12 protein-coding genes are annotated in these 13,707 nt (G+C 64.1%); 3 read left to right on the top strand and 9 right to left on the bottom strand.

Annotated elements, in window-relative coordinates:
* Positions 1 to 315: 315 nt before the first annotated feature.
* The 9 genes from ACZO3G_RS12950 to ppdK form a co-directional block, all read right to left on the bottom strand.
* Positions 316 to 696: a TSUP family transporter gene (locus tag ACZO3G_RS12950; protein ID WP_486847315.1), complete on the bottom strand. Its 381-nt coding sequence runs from the start codon at positions 694 to 696 to the stop codon at positions 316 to 318.
* The gene (locus ACZO3G_RS12945) at positions 693 to 1,043 is read right to left on the bottom strand and encodes a sulfite exporter TauE/SafE family protein (protein WP_101548773.1); all 351 of its coding nucleotides are present in this window, start codon (positions 1,041 to 1,043) and stop codon (positions 693 to 695) included. The genes ACZO3G_RS12950 and ACZO3G_RS12945 overlap by 4 nt, the downstream gene beginning before the upstream one ends.
* Positions 1,044 to 1,170: 127 nt before the next feature.
* Positions 1,171 to 1,800 carry a uracil phosphoribosyltransferase gene (gene upp / locus ACZO3G_RS12940; RefSeq protein WP_101548775.1) on the bottom strand — a complete coding sequence of 210 codons (630 nt, stop codon included), beginning with the start codon at positions 1,798 to 1,800 and terminating at the stop codon, positions 1,171 to 1,173.
* Between the two features lie 36 nt (positions 1,801 to 1,836).
* Positions 1,837 to 2,274, bottom strand: a complete 438-nt coding sequence (gene rpiB / locus ACZO3G_RS12935) for a ribose 5-phosphate isomerase B (RefSeq protein WP_101548777.1) — start codon at positions 2,272 to 2,274, stop codon at positions 1,837 to 1,839.
* Complete coding sequence (tsaB, locus tag ACZO3G_RS12930; protein WP_276873036.1) at positions 2,271 to 2,987, bottom strand: tRNA (adenosine(37)-N6)-threonylcarbamoyltransferase complex dimerization subunit type 1 TsaB; 717 nt, start codon at positions 2,985 to 2,987, stop codon at positions 2,271 to 2,273. The genes rpiB and tsaB overlap by 4 nt, the downstream gene beginning before the upstream one ends.
* Positions 2,984 to 3,409 (bottom strand): tRNA (adenosine(37)-N6)-threonylcarbamoyltransferase complex ATPase subunit type 1 TsaE, encoded by a 426-nt coding sequence (tsaE, locus tag ACZO3G_RS12925; RefSeq protein ID WP_276873038.1) that lies wholly within the window; start codon positions 3,407 to 3,409, stop codon positions 2,984 to 2,986. Before tsaE ends, tsaB begins: the two co-directional genes overlap by 4 nt.
* A 26-nt stretch (positions 3,410 to 3,435) precedes the next feature.
* Entirely contained in the window at positions 3,436 to 5,103 is a 1,668-nt protein-coding gene (locus ACZO3G_RS12920; RefSeq protein ID WP_276873052.1) for a formate--tetrahydrofolate ligase, read from the bottom strand.
* A gap of 63 nt (positions 5,104 to 5,166) precedes the next feature.
* On the bottom strand, positions 5,167 to 6,306 hold the full coding sequence (locus ACZO3G_RS12915; RefSeq protein WP_101548783.1) for an FtsW/RodA/SpoVE family cell cycle protein: 1,140 nt from the start codon (positions 6,304 to 6,306) through the stop codon (positions 5,167 to 5,169).
* 726 nt (positions 6,307 to 7,032) lie between these two features.
* Complete coding sequence (ppdK, locus tag ACZO3G_RS12910; protein WP_256153005.1) at positions 7,033 to 9,660, bottom strand: pyruvate, phosphate dikinase; 2,628 nt, start codon at positions 9,658 to 9,660, stop codon at positions 7,033 to 7,035.
* Positions 9,661 to 10,033: 373 nt separating this feature from the next.
* Between ppdK and glmU the strand changes: the two genes are divergently transcribed.
* The 3 genes from glmU to pth all read left to right on the top strand — a co-directional run bounded on the left by glmU (position 10,034) and on the right by pth (position 13,122).
* The gene (glmU, locus tag ACZO3G_RS12905; RefSeq protein WP_242970801.1) at positions 10,034 to 11,428 is read left to right on the top strand and encodes a bifunctional UDP-N-acetylglucosamine diphosphorylase/glucosamine-1-phosphate N-acetyltransferase GlmU; all 1,395 of its coding nucleotides are present in this window, start codon (positions 10,034 to 10,036) and stop codon (positions 11,426 to 11,428) included.
* A gap of 28 nt (positions 11,429 to 11,456) precedes the next feature.
* A complete protein-coding gene (locus tag ACZO3G_RS12900) occupies positions 11,457 to 12,419 on the top strand; it encodes a ribose-phosphate diphosphokinase (RefSeq protein ID WP_121587646.1) in 963 nt (320 codons plus the stop codon).
* Positions 12,420 to 12,504: 85 nt separating this feature from the next.
* Entirely contained in the window at positions 12,505 to 13,122 is a 618-nt protein-coding gene (gene pth / locus ACZO3G_RS12895; RefSeq protein ID WP_276873050.1) for an aminoacyl-tRNA hydrolase, read from the top strand.
* Positions 13,123 to 13,707 lie beyond the last annotated feature (585 nt).

Here is a 13,707-nt window from a genome sequence, read left to right as displayed (position 1 = left end):
GGCCGGGTCCGCGAAGCGGACTCAAGCCGGGGTCGCGGGGCGGAGCGCCCGCGAGCGGCCGTCGCGCGTAGCGCGCTCCGGGCGCAGCCCGGGCAGGCCGCTTAAGCCCCTCGTGCCCTTCTTTGGTTCCTTTCTTGGGCAAGCAAGAAAGGAACTCGCTGTCGGTCGACTACCGACAAGCTACGTCGCTCACTGAGCGGCAAGCCTAAGCCCACGCCGGGGCGGGACCCGGCAGTTCCGCCGCTCCCTGAGCGGCAAATCTAATACCGCCGTCGGTCGACTACCGACAAACTCCGCCGCTTGGGAGCGGCAAACCTAAGAATGCTCTGACTGGGAGCAGGTATCCTTCTGGAAGAGTTCGCGCACGCCGATGATGAGCAGCAGTCCGGCAAAGAGCTTGGAGAGCAGCGGCCCTCCCGCGAGGCCGCCGAGCCACACGCCGAGAAAGACGGCGGGAAGGCCCGCGAGGATGCAGACGCCGGCGGCCTTCCAGCTGATGAGGTGGTTGCGGGCGTGCAGGAGGATGGACAGCACCGCGATGGGGAGGAAGAAGATGAGGTTGATGCCCTGCGCTTCAAATTGTTCCACGCCGCCGAAAACGCGCAGGTAGAGCAGCAGCACGGCCCCGGCGCCCATGCCGAGGGAGCCGAGCAGGCCGCTGAGAAGGGAGACGACGGCGATGACGATCCAGCTCATTGCAGCAGCAGGCGCACCGCGGAATAGAGCACGATGACGCCGAAAATGCGGTGGAGCCAGACGGTTTTGATCTTGGGGAGCAGCCATGCGCCGATCCCCGCGCCCACGAGGCCGAGCGGGATGAATTTTACCGCGCTCATGACGTTGAGGTAGCCGCGAGTGAGATAGAGAACGCTGCTGGCGATCGAAAGGGGCAGAATCACGGCGATCGAGGTGGCGTGCGCGCGCTCGGCGGGCAGGCCGTCCTTGTGGAGCATCGGCACCACCACCATGCCGCCGCCCGCGCCGAAGAGCCCGTTGAGGAGTCCCGCCGCCGCGCCGGTCAGGATAAATTTCAGATTTTTCATCGTTTCCTCCCAAAATAAAAAGGCACTGTTTGGAACTAGCTTTCCAAACAGTGCCTCAAAATATGCTTTTCAAGAATATGGATTGCCCCGTCGGCGGGGGTTGGGGATCTGCCGCCCGCGAAACGATTTACTTGGTCCCGAAGATGCGGTCGCCCGCGTCGCCGAGGCCGGGAACGATGTACATGTGCTCGTTGAGGTGGTCGTCGAGCGCGCCGACGTAGATCTGCACGTCGGGGTGGGCCTTCTCCATGGCGGCGAGGCCTTCGGGCGCGGCGATGATGCACATAAACTTGATGTTGGTGCAACCGCGCGCCTTGAGCTGGTTGATCGCGTCGACGGCGGAACCGCCGGTGGCGAGCATCGGGTCGAGCACGAGGATGTCGCGCTCCTGGATGTCGGCGGGCAGCTTGCAGTAATACTCGACAGGCATATGGGTATCGGGGTCGCGGTACATGCCGATATGGCCGACCTTTGCGGCGGGAACGAGGGAGAGCAGGCCGTCGACCATGCCGAGCCCCGCGCGCAGAATGGGGATGAAGGCGATCTTGCGGCCGGCGATCACGTTGAACTTGCCGACACAGATGGGCGTTTCGACCTCGACCTGCTTCATCGGCATGTCGCGGGTGGCCTCATAGCACATCAGCATGGCGATCTCGTTGGTCAGCTCGCGGAACTCCTTGGAACCGGTGTTCTTGTCGCGCAGGAGCGTGATCTTGTGCTGGATGAGCGGATGGTCCATAATAAACGGCTTTGACATGTTACGTCCCCCTGTCAGTAGATATGATGTGGTGAATTACCTGCTTTCCAAAGCGGAAATCTTGTCGATGCGGCGCTGGTGGCGTCCGCCCTCGAATTCGGTGTGGAGAAAGACGTCGGCCAGCTCGATCGCAAGCCCCGGGCCGATGACCCGGCCGCCCATGCAGAGGGCGTTGGCGTCGTTGTGCATACGGGTGAATTTCGCGCTGAAGTAGTCGGAGCAGCAGGCCGCGCGGATGCCCGGGACCTTGTTGGCCGCGATCGAGATGCCGATGCCGGTGCCGCAGAAGAGCAGCGCCCTTTCGCACTCGCCGGAGACCACCGCCTCGCAGGCGGGCGCGGCCATATCGGGATAGTCGCAGGACGCGCCGTCATAGGAGCCGAAATCCCTGTAGGCGATCCCCTGTTCGTCGAGCCAGGCGCGGACCTCCTCCTTGAGGGAGAAGCCGCCGTGGTCAGCTGCCAATGCGATCATATGCTTGAACCTTCTTTCGTCAGTTTGGCAAGGCGCTCGCGTTCCGCCTGCGGCAGGCGCAGGTATGCGGGCGCAAGGGAAGCGGGCGGCAGGACGTCTCCCCGGAGATACGCCCGTCCGGCCGCGAGCGCGGCCGACGACGCGCGCGGGAAGCGCAGCGCGGGCGAGGGAAGGGTGAGGTTTGCCACCCGATCTTTGAACATATTATAGCACATTTCCGCGCCGTCTCCAACAAGAAATACGCGCTCCCCAAACTTTTTCAGCCGCTCCTCGAGTGCGGAGAGGGAGACGGCCTCGTCGCCGGCCAGCCGCTCGGGGAAATCCCCGCCCGACCGGAAGAGCGCGGTGTAGACCTGGGAGCAGCGCGCGTCGAGCACGGGGCAGACTGCGGCGTCCATCCCCGAAAGGTTCCACGCGAGCGCCTCGAGGGTCGAGACGCCCACACAGCCTTTGCCGAGCGCGTGGGCCATCCCCTTGACGGCGGAAAGCCCGATGCGCAGCCCGGTGAAGGAGCCCGGCCCGTCGGTGACGGCGAAGAGCCCAATCTCCGGAAGGGCGACGCGGGTCTGCTCCAGCAGGTTTTCGACCATCGGCAGGATGGTCTGGGAATGGGTCAGCTTCACATTGGTGAAGAACTCCCCCAGCAGCTTCCCCTCCTCGGTGACGGCGCAGGAGGCCGACTGGGAGGAGGTGTCGATCGCCAGAATCTTCAAAACCGTTCCCCCTCGATGGTGAGTTGGCGGGTGTCGTCGTCGACCCGCTCGAGCGTCAGCGTGATCACGCCGGCGGGCAGCGCCCCCTCGATGTTTTCGCTCCACTCGATATAGAGCACGCCGTCCTGCTCGAGATAATCGAAAAAGCCGGTGGAATAGAGCTCGTCGAACCCGGAAACGCGATACATATCGAAATGATAGAGCGAAATATTACCATGCGTATATTCATGCACCAGCGCAAAGGTGGGGCTGGACACCTCGTCGGTGAGTCCCAGCCCGCGCGCCAGCCCCCGCGCGAAGGCGGTTTTGCCCGCGCCCATGCCGCCGCGGCAGGCGATCACGTCGCCCGGGCGCAGCTTTTCGGCAAAGGCGGCGGCAAATTCCTCCGTCTCGCGGGTGGAGCGGCTCAAAAATCGTATCACAGAGGTACCTTCCTTGCCATTTAAAATCAGAAGAGGCCGGAGATATGCCCGTCGGCGTCCACGTCGATCTGGTAGGCGGCGGGCGCTTTCGGCAGGCCGGGCATCGTCATGATGTCGCCCGTGAGCGCCACGATGAAGCCCGCCCCCGCCGACAGGCGGATCTCCTTGACGTTGACCGTGAAGCCCTGCGGCCGCCCGAGCTTCGCCGGGTCGTCCGAGAGGGAATACTGCGTCTTTGCCACGCAGATGGGCAGGTCGGCCTTGCCGAGCGCCTCGATCTCCCGGATCATCTTTTCGGCCGCCGCGCTGTAGCTGACCGCCGCCGCGCCGTAGATGCGCGACGCGATCGCTTCGATCTTCTCCTTTATAGGGAGCGCGGCATCGTAGAGCGGATGGAAATCGGACGGGTCCGCGCACGCCTCGACGACGGCGCGCGCGAGCTCCATGCCGCCCTCGCCGCCCTTCGCGAACACCTCGGAGAGCGCGAACCGGCAGCCCGCCTGTTTGCAGTAGTCCGCGAGGATGGCAAGCTCCTCGTCGCTGTCCGCCGCGAAGCGGTTGATCGCCACGACGACCGGCACGCCGAATTTCTGCATGTTCTCCACGTGGGCCGCGAGGTTCACGAGGCCCTTTTTGAGCGCGTCCGGGTTGGGGACGCCCGTCTCCGTCTTGGGCACGCCGCCGTTATATTTGAGGGCGCGCACCGTCGCCACAAGCACCACCGCCGACGGCGAAAGCCCCGCGTAACGGCATTTGATGTCCATGAACTTCTCCGCGCCCAGGTCGGAGCCGAAGCCCGCCTCGGTGATCGTGTAGTCGGCGAGCTTGAGGGCCAGGCGGGTCGCGCGCACCGAGTTGCAGCCGTGCGCGATGTTCGCGAACGGCCCGCCGTGCATGAGCGCGGGGGTGTTCTCGAGCGTCTGCACGAGGTTCGGCTTGAGCGCGTCCTTTAAAAGCGCCGCCATCGCGCCGTTCACCCGGAGGTCGCGCGCGTAGACGGGGGTATTACTGTAAGTATAAGCGACAAGAATATCGCCTAAACGTTTTTTGAGGTCGGTCAGATCGGCGGCGAGGCAGAGGATCGCCATCACCTCGCTGGCGACGGTGATCATGAAGCCGTCCTCGCGCGGCACGCCGTTCACCTTGCCGCCCAGCCCCACGACGACGGAGCGCAGCGCACGGTCGTTCATGTCCATGCAGCGCTTCACGAGGATGCGGCGCGGGTCGACGCCGAGGGAGTTCCCCTGCTGGAGGTGGTTGTCGAGCACCGCGCAGAGCAGGTTATTGGCGGCGGTGATCGCGTGCATGTCGCCGGTGAAGTGCAGGTTGATGTCCTCCATCGGCACGACCTGCGAATAGCCGCCGCCCGCCGCGCCGCCCTTGATGCCGAAGACCGGACCGAGGGAGGGCTCGCGCAGCGCGATAATCGCGTTTTTGCCGATCTTTTTCATCGCCTGGCCCAGCCCGACGGTCGTGGTGGTCTTGCCCTCGCCAGCGGGGGTGGGGTTGATGGCGGTGACAAGCACCAGCTTGCCGTCGGGACGGTCCGCCAGCCGGGCGTAGACCGATTCGGACAGCTTGGCCTTGTAGCGGCCGTAGGGCTCCAGCTCCTCCGGCAGGATCCCCAAGCGGTCGGCGATTTCATGGATGGGCAGCATGGACGCCGCCTGCGCGATCTCGATGTCAGTCTTCATGGCTACGGTCCTTTCCATACGATGTGATCCGCCGCCCGGCGGGCAGGGGGAACGCCCCCGTGATCAACGGCTGAAGAGGTTGCGGGAGGTGTGCATGTAGACCGAGAGCACAAGTCCCAGCCCCAGGTAGATGGAGAGCACCGACGATCCGCCCGCCGAGAGGAAGGGCAGCGTGATGCCGATGACGGGCAGCACCATGAGGCACATGCCCACGTTGACAAAGACCTGCGCGGAGATGAGGGTAAAGACGCCGACGCAGATGAGCCGGCCGAGGGAATCCTCCGCGCGGCGGGCGTTGTGGAGCATCTTGCAGCAGAGCGCCCCGAAGAGGGCGATGACGGCCAGGCACCCGACATAGCCGAACGATTCGCCGATGAAGGCGAGGATAAAGTCGTTGTGCACCTTGGGGACATACTGGTGGCTGACGCCGAAGAGCCCCTTGCCCCAGATCTGTCCCGAACCGATCGCGAGCTTGGCGTTATACTGCTGGTAAAGCCCGCCGAGCAGGTCGGCGTTGGGGTCGAAGAGCGCGAGGATGCGCTGCTTCTGGTCGGGGTTTATGACATAGTTCCAGGCGAGCGGCGCGGCGGCCACCGCCGCCACCACCGCCGCGGCGACGTATTTCCAGCTGACGCCCGCCGCGAAAAGCATCCCCACAAAGATGAAGGCGATGACCAGCGCGGTGCCGTCGTCCCCCTGGAAGTGGACGATCAGGACGGGGATGGCCCCGTGCACGCAGATCGCCAGCAGGTTGACCGGGCGGTTGACCTGGTCGTGGAGCTTGTAGATGTGATAGGCGAGCGTGAGGATTAAGGAAATCTTGAGCAGCTCGGTCGGCTGGAGGGTGAGCGGCCCGAGGCGCAGCCAGGACTTATCCTCGGGGCGCGCGGCGGTGCCCTCGCCGATCAGGAAGGTGAGCAGCACGAGCCCGTACATAAGCGGGACGTGCAGCTTCCAGAGGCGGCCGAGCGTGTGGTAGTCGAAGCGGGAGATGACGACCGCCGCGGCCGCGCCGATGGCGGCGGCGCCCGCCTGCACGGCGATCTGCCGCAGGCCCACGTCGGCGGCGTTGATGGCGTTGCCCGAATCGTGAATGCCGCCGAGCAGCAGAACGCTGAAGGCGCTGAGGGCAAGGCACATCGCCCAGAGCCATTTGTCGGTCTGGCGGAGGTAGGAGGTCACAGCACGAAAAATCCGTTTCATAACACCTTTCCAGCCCTCTTGAAAGAGGGCTTCGGCGGAGAACTTTTGATGATTTAGCGCGCGCCGGGCGGCGGGCGCAATACTCCTTCTTATTATAGTAAAAAGCGGGCCGACATGCAAGGGCGGCGGAATCCAAACAAACAAAACGTTTCGCCCGCCTTGCAAAGCGCAAAGCTCTATAAGTTTCGCCCGCCTTTTCAAAGGCGGCGGGGTCAAGGGGCGGAGCCCCTTGCCGCGCTTTGCAAAGCGCGGAAGCTCTATCCTGAAAAGCGATTTTTTGGTTCTTTTTTCAAGAAAAAAAGAACGGGGCCTGCTGCAACGCAATTTAAATTTTGTGAATATACGGTATATCTATTTTCTTCATATTATCTTACGGGAGTGATAGAATGGGGTCGTCGACGGTGACGAGACTGGGAGGCCGACGTTTTAAAGTTGATCATAGAATGAATTTATGAAGGGGCCTATTTACTATGGATATGGACAACGAACATACCTGTCAGGACTGCGGCTATTACCATCAGCACTACATTTGGATGAACGGGTACCAATCCATCAATGCAGGGCACTGCATACACCCGCCGCGCGCCAAAAACTGCCGCCCGAGAATGGCGGCCTGCCCCAGATGGATTCCGCAGGACAGGGGTTACCGGGAGACTTTCCTCCCACCGGAGTAGCAAAGGCGCAAAAAAGGTCCCCCGCAAACGCGGGGGACCTTTTCAATGCTGTTTAGCGGGGGAATTTGATCGCGGCCTGCGCGGCGGCAAGGCGGGCGATCGGCACGCGGAAGGGCGAGCAGGAGACATAGTCCAGGCCGGTGCGGTGGCAGAACTCGACGGACGTCGGGTCGCCGCCGTGCTCACCGCAGATGCCCAGGTGGATGTCGGGGCGGGTCTGGCGGCCGAGCTTGACAGCCATTTCAACCAGCTTGCCGACGCCCTTCTGGTCGAGGTGGGCGAACGGATCGGACTCGTAGATCTTGTTCTCGTAGTAGTAGTCGAGGAACTTGCCCGCGTCGTCGCGGCTGAAGCCGAAGGTCATCTGGGTCAGGTCGTTGGTGCCGAAGGAGAAGAACTCGGCCTCGGTCGCGATCTCGTCGGCGGTGAGGGCCGCGCGCGGAATCTCGATCATGGTGCCGACCTCGTACTCCATCTTCACGCCGGAATCCTTGATGATCCTGTCGGCGGTGGCGACGACGACGTCCTTGACGAACTTGAGCTCCTTGACCTCGCCGACCAGCGGGATCATGATAAGCGGCTTGATGTTGTATTTGCCCTTCTTGGTGACGCTGAGGGCGGCGTTGATGACGGCGGTCGTCTGCATCTCGGCGATCTCCGGATAGGAGACGGCGAGGCGGCAGCCGCGGTGGCCCATCATCGGGTTGAACTCGTGCAGGCTCTCGATGACGGCCTTGAGCTTCTCAACGGTGATGCCCAGCTCGCCGGCGATCTCCTTGATGTCCTCCGCCTTGGTGGGCAGGAACTCGTGGAGCGGCGGGTCGAGGAAGCGGATGGTGACCGGCTGGCCCTCCATCGCCTCGTAGAGCGCCTCAAAGTCGCCCTGCTGGTAAGGCATGATCTTGGCGAGGGCCTTCTTGCGGTCCTCGGTGTTCTCGGCGACGATCATCTCACGCATCGCCTTGATGCGCTCGCCCTCGAAGAACATGTGCTCGGTGCGGCACAGGCCGATGCCCTGTGCGCCGAAGGAGAAGCCCTGCTTGGCGTCACGCGGGGTGTCGGCGTTGGTCCAGACCTGGAGCTTGCGGTATTTGTCGGCCCAGGCCATGAAGCGGCCGAAGTCGCCCGAGATGGAGGCCGCGACGGTCGGGACCGCCTGGCCGTAGATGTTGCCGGTGGAGCCGTCGATGGAGATATAGTCGCCCTCGTTGATGGTCATGCCGCCGAGGGTGAACTTCTTGGCGTCGTAATCGACCTCGATCTCGCCGCAGCCGGAGACACAGCAGGTGCCCATGCCGCGCGCGACGACGGCCGCGTGGGAGGTCATGCCGCCGCGGACGGTCAGGATGCCCTGCGCCACGGCCATGCCCTCGATGTCCTCAGGGGAGGTCTCGCGGCGGACGAGAACGACCTTTTCGCCGCGGTCGGCCCACTCCTTGGCATCCTCGGCGGAGAAGACGACCTTGCCGCAGGCGGCGCCCGGGGAGGCCGCGAGGCCCTTGCCGATCAGCTTGGCGGTCTTGAGCGCGTCGGAATCGAACTGCGGGTGCAGCAGAGCGTCGAGCTGCTTGGGCTCCACGCGCAGGACGGCCTCCTTCTCGTCGATCATGCCCTCGTCCACGAGGTCGACCGCGACTTTGAGGGCGGCGGCGGCGGTGCGCTTGCCGTTACGGGTCTGGAGCATGTAGAGCTTGCCGTTCTCGATGGTGAACTCCATGTCCTGCATGTCCTTGTAGTGCTTCTCGAGGCGGTCGGCGATCTTCGCGAACTCGTCGTAGACCTCGGGCATATCCTCATGGAGGTGGCTGATCGGGGAGGGGGTGCGCACGCCGGCGACGACGTCCTCGCCCTGCGCGTTGATCAGGTACTCGCCGAAGAGCGCCTTCTCACCGGTGGCCGGGTTGCGGGTGAACGCAACGCCCGTGCCGGACTTGTCGCCCGAGTTGCCGAAGACCATCTGCTGGACGTTGACGGCGGTGCCCCAGTCGTAGGGGATCTCGTTCATGCGGCGGTAGACGTTGGCGCGGGGGTTGTCCCACGAACGGAAGACGGCCTTGACGGCTTCCATGAGCTGGACCTTGGGCTCCTGCGGGAACTCGACGCCCTTCTTCTCGAGGTAGAAGGCCTTGAAGCGCTTGACAAGCTCCTTCATGTCGTCGGCGGTCAGCTCGATATCCTGCTTGACGCCCTTCTCTTCCTTGACCTGGTCGATGATCTTCTCGAACTCGGGCTTGGGCAGCTCCATGACGACGTCGGAGAACATCTGGATGAAGCGGCGGTAGGAGTCATAGGCGAAGCGCGGGTTGTTGGTAAACTTCGCGAAGCCCTCGACGACGGTGTCGTTGAGGCCGAGGTTGAGGATGGTGTCCATCATGCCGGGCATCGAGGCGCGCGCGCCCGAACGGACGGAGACGAGCAGCGGGTTCTGGGGATCCGCGAACTTTTTGCCGCAGATCTCCTCCATCTTGGCGAGGCCCTCGTAAATCTGCTTCTGGATATCGTCATTGATCTGACGGCCGTCGGTGTAGTACTGGGTGCAGGCCTCGGTCGAGACGGTGAAGCCCTGCGGAACCGGCATGCCGGCCTTGGTCATTTCGGCGAGGTTCGCGCCCTTGCCGCCGAGGAGCTCACGCATGTCCTTATTGCCCTCGGAGAACATGTAAACGAATTTTTTTCCCACTTTTTTTACCTCCATTTTGTTTGTTGACCACCGGAAAAACGGCGCTCGCTGCGGCAAGCGCCGAAACAGAGCGGTCCGCGCGGATGAAACGCACGCGGTCGGGGCGCCCGCGGCCACAGCGGGAAGCCTGTCTGCATGCATTTCATTATATCAAAGAATGTGTGTTTTTTCCAGCCCCTTTATACCGTTTTACACAAAAATTATTTCCAATATTACGACAAAATCCCCGCGCAATCTCTTGCAAACTGCTCAAAAACTTGCGATAATAAATGCATGGGAGGGCGGCGGAGCCGCCCGCGGCCCTGCAAAATACCGATGCGCAGGCGTTTTCCGGCCCCGGGCGGCCGGCGCGGCGCGGAAAGGCGGGATGGCTTTGGCCGCACAAGACAGGCGCACCTTTGCGATCATCCTTGCGGCGGGGGACGGAAAACGCATGAAATCCGACCGGCCCAAGGTGCTTTGCGAGGTGCTTTTTCAGCCGATGATCCGGTGGGTGGAAAACGCCGTGCGCGACGCCGGGATCGACGACATCACGATCGTGACGGGGGAGGGTGCAAAACTCGTTGAGGCGGCGGTTTCCCCCGGCTGCAAATTCGTCTGCCAGCGGGAGCGGCGCGGCACCGGGCACGCGGTCATGGCGGCCGCGGACGCGCTGGCCGCGGGCGGCGACGCGCTCGTGCTCTACGGGGACGCCCCCTTCATCGAAGGAGGCGCGATCACCGCTGCCCTCCGGCAGCACCGCGCCGAGCAAAACGCCGTGACCCTCGTGAGCGCGCGGCCGGCCGACCCGTTCGGCTACGGGCGGGTTTTGCGCGGTCCGGACGGCGGCGTGCGCGCCATCGTGGAGGAGCGCGACTGCGACGAGGCGACCCGCGCGATCACCGAGATCAACGCGGGCGTCTACTGGTTCGACGCGGCGTTTTTGGCCGGGGCGCTCGCAAAGCTCACCCCCCAGAACGCGCAGGGGGAATACTATCTGACCGACGTGCCGGCCATCGCGGCCGCGGAGGGCCGCCGGGTGGGGGCCTGGTTCTGCGAGGACGCGCAGATCGTCCTCGGCGCGAACGACCGCAGGCAGCTGCTCGCGCTCAACACTCTCGCGCGCGAGCGGATGCTCTTGCGCCACCTGGATAACGGCGTCGACATCCCCTGCGCCGACGGCATTCTGATCGGCGCGCAGGTCGAGATCGGCCGCGACGCGCGGATTCTGCCGGGTACCGTCCTCGAGGGGAGGACGGTGATCGGCCCGGGCTGCGTCATCGGCCCCAACTCCTACATCAAGGATTCCACCGTCGGGGCGGGCACCCGCGTGCTCGCCTCCTACCTGACCGACTCGACCGTGGGGGAGGGCACCCGCATCGGGCCGTTCACCCAGCTGCGGCCCGACAGCCACATCGGGGACGGCGTGAAGATCGGCGACTTTGTGGAAGTCAAGAATGCGACGGTCGGCGACGGGACGTCGATCGCGCACCTGACCTATATCGGCGACAGCGACGTGGGCCGGTACTGCAATTTCGGCTGCGGCGTCGTGACCGCCAACTACGACGGCAAGAAGAAGTTCCGCACCACCGTCGGCGACCGGGCCTTCATCGGCTGCAACACCAACCTGATCCCGCCGGTCCGGATCGGCGAGGGCGCGTACACCGCCGCGGGTACGACGGTGGATTCCGACGTGCCCGCCGGCGCGCTGGCGATCGGGCGGGTGCGGCAGGAGATCAAAGAGGGCTGGTCGGACGAGAAAATCGCCTTCAAGGCGGACAAAAAATAAAGGGCATAACGGGAAGGGGAAAGGCGGCATGAATCTTCACGGGAAGGACATCAAAATTTTTGCTGCAAACGCGACTCCCAGGGTTGCGGCGCAGATCGCCCGCAACCTCGGGCTGCCGCTCGGCAAGAGCGAGGTCAGGCACTTTTCCGACGGGGAGATCTCGGTGAACATCGGCGAGTCGGTGCGCGGCTCCGACGTGTTCGTCGTGCAGTCGACCTGCCGGCCGGTCAACGACAACCTGATGGAGCTGCTCATCATGATCGACGCCTTCAAGCGCGCGTCGGCCGGGCGGATCACGGCGGTCGTTCCCTACTACGGCTACGCGCGGCAGGACCGCAAGGTCAAGGCGCGCGAGCCGATCTCCGCCAAGCTGTGCGCCAACCTCATCTCCGTCGCGGGCGCCGACCGGGTGCTTACAATGGACCTGCACGCCTCCCAGATCCAGGGCTTCTTCGACATCCCCGTCGACCATCTCCAGGGCGTGCCGCTGCTCGCCCCCTATTTCGGCTCCCGCTTTTCGGGGGAGCCGCGCGAGGAGATCGTCGTCGTTTCCCCCGACCTCGGCTCGGTCGCCCGCGCGCGCAAATTCGCCGAGCGGCTCGACGTGTCGCTGGCCATCGTGGACAAACGCCGCCAGCGTGCCAACGTCTCGGAAGTCATGAACATCATCGGCGACGTGCGCGGCAAAAAGGCGATCATCGTCGACGACATGATCGACACCGCGGGCACCCTCTGCAACGGCGCGCAGGCGATCCTCGAAAAGGGCGGCGCCAGCGAGGTGTACGCCTGCGCCACCCACGGGGTGCTCTCCGGGCCCGCGCTCGAGCGGATTGAACAGAGCTGCATCAAGGAGCTCGTCCTGCTCGACACCATCCCCATCCCGCCTGAAAAGATGCTCGACAAAATCACCATGCTGTCGGTCGCGCCCGTCTTCGCGGAAGCGATCGAACGCATCTACGAGGACAAGCCGGTGTCCCCCCTCTTCGTCTGACGCCGGCGCGAAATTCACAATCCAGAGACGGGGTATCCGACGATATCCCGTCCTTTTCCCGTCTGTGGGAAGAAGGAGCGGTTCCATGTTTTTAAAACGTCAGACAAAAACCCTCTCCGCCCTGCCGCGCGGCCCGGTGGAGTATCTCGTCGTCGGCCTGGGGAACCCCGGCCGCGACTATGAAAACACCCGCCACAACGCGGGCTTCCTGGCCGTCGACGCCCTCGCCGAAAAGCTGGGGGCCAAAATCGACCGACTCAAATTCAAATCCCTCTGCGGCGACGCGATGATCGGCGAGCACCGGGTGCTGCTGATGAAGCCCTCCACCTTCATGAACAATTCGGGAGAGGCGGTGCGCGACGCGATGCAGTTCCACAAGATTCCCATCGAGCAGGTGCTCGTCCTCTTCGACGACGTAAGCCTCGACGTGGGCCGCCTGCGCATCCGGCGGCAGGGCAGCGACGGCGGCCACAACGGCATCAAAAGCATCATCTATCTGACCGGGAAGGACACATTCCCCCGCGTCAAGATCGGCGTGGGCAAAAAGCCCCGCCCCGATTACGACCTGGCCGCGTGGGTGCTCGGCAAGTTCCCCGCCGACCAGGCGGAAACGCTCGACAAGGTGTTCGACACCGCCGCCCGCGCCGCCATACTCATCGTCGACGGCAAGATCGAGCTTGCGATGAACCGGTATAATTCTTAGGCTTGCCGCTCAGTGAGCGGCGGAGTTGCCGGGTCCCGCCCCGGCGGGCGGCCCCATTTCTTGTACGGACAAGAAATGGGGGAAAGAAGCCGCAGGGGGCTATGCCCCCTTGACCCCCAGCGCCGCTTCCGGTTGGCCTGCGGCCAAAGTCGGCGGCGCCCCGACTACGGATGAGTGGACGGGTGTACAGCATCCCGCCGGCCGCCGCGCCGCGGGCGCAATGCCTCTGCCGGCAAGTCTCCGGAACCGTACCGGAAGTGCGTTCGGGGAGGAACGGCCGCTTTTGTTTCGCTCGCATCTCACCACGGGGAGGCGGAAAACTGCACAGCTTCGCCGCGCACGCGCGCAGAGCGCGCGAACGCCCGGAACGGGCGTTGTTTTCCGCCGTGCGTTCCCGGCGAGCCTTCCGACCGCCGTTGTTGGGAGCGCCTGCAACCTGAATTGTGCCCACAGCTTGTGTACCCGTGGGGAGCGGCGGCAGTCTGCGGGTTATGGCAAGGTACTCCCGGAGATTCCGCTTAGAGTTCCGGCTCGTAGGGCCGGGTCCGCGCAGCGGACTCAAGCCGGGGTCGCGGGGCGGAGCGC

The organism is Anaerotruncus sp. (genome assembly GCF_057433415.1).
This window is presented reverse-complemented; position numbering and strand designations above follow the sequence as displayed.

Excerpts from the sequence above, each read along its gene's own strand:
- ACZO3G_RS12950 (WP_486847315.1), bottom strand. The coding sequence starts at position 696 with ATGAGCTGGATCGTCATCGCCGTCGTCTCCCTTCTCAGCGGCCTGCTC.
- ACZO3G_RS12945 (WP_101548773.1), bottom strand. The coding sequence starts at position 1,043 with ATGAAAAATCTGAAATTTATCCTGACCGGCGCGGCGGCGGGACTCCTC.
- upp (WP_101548775.1), bottom strand. The coding sequence starts at position 1,800 with ATGTCAAAGCCGTTTATTATGGACCATCCGCTCATCCAGCACAAGATC.
- rpiB (WP_101548777.1), bottom strand. The coding sequence starts at position 2,274 with ATGATCGCATTGGCAGCTGACCACGGCGGCTTCTCCCTCAAGGAGGAG.
- ACZO3G_RS12920 (WP_276873052.1), bottom strand. The coding sequence starts at position 5,103 with ATGAAGACTGACATCGAGATCGCGCAGGCGGCGTCCATGCTGCCCATC.
- ACZO3G_RS12915 (WP_101548783.1), bottom strand. The coding sequence starts at position 6,306 with ATGAAACGGATTTTTCGTGCTGTGACCTCCTACCTCCGCCAGACCGAC.
- ACZO3G_RS12900 (WP_121587646.1), top strand. The coding sequence starts at position 11,457 with ATGAATCTTCACGGGAAGGACATCAAAATTTTTGCTGCAAACGCGACT.
- pth (WP_276873050.1), top strand. The coding sequence starts at position 12,505 with ATGTTTTTAAAACGTCAGACAAAAACCCTCTCCGCCCTGCCGCGCGGC.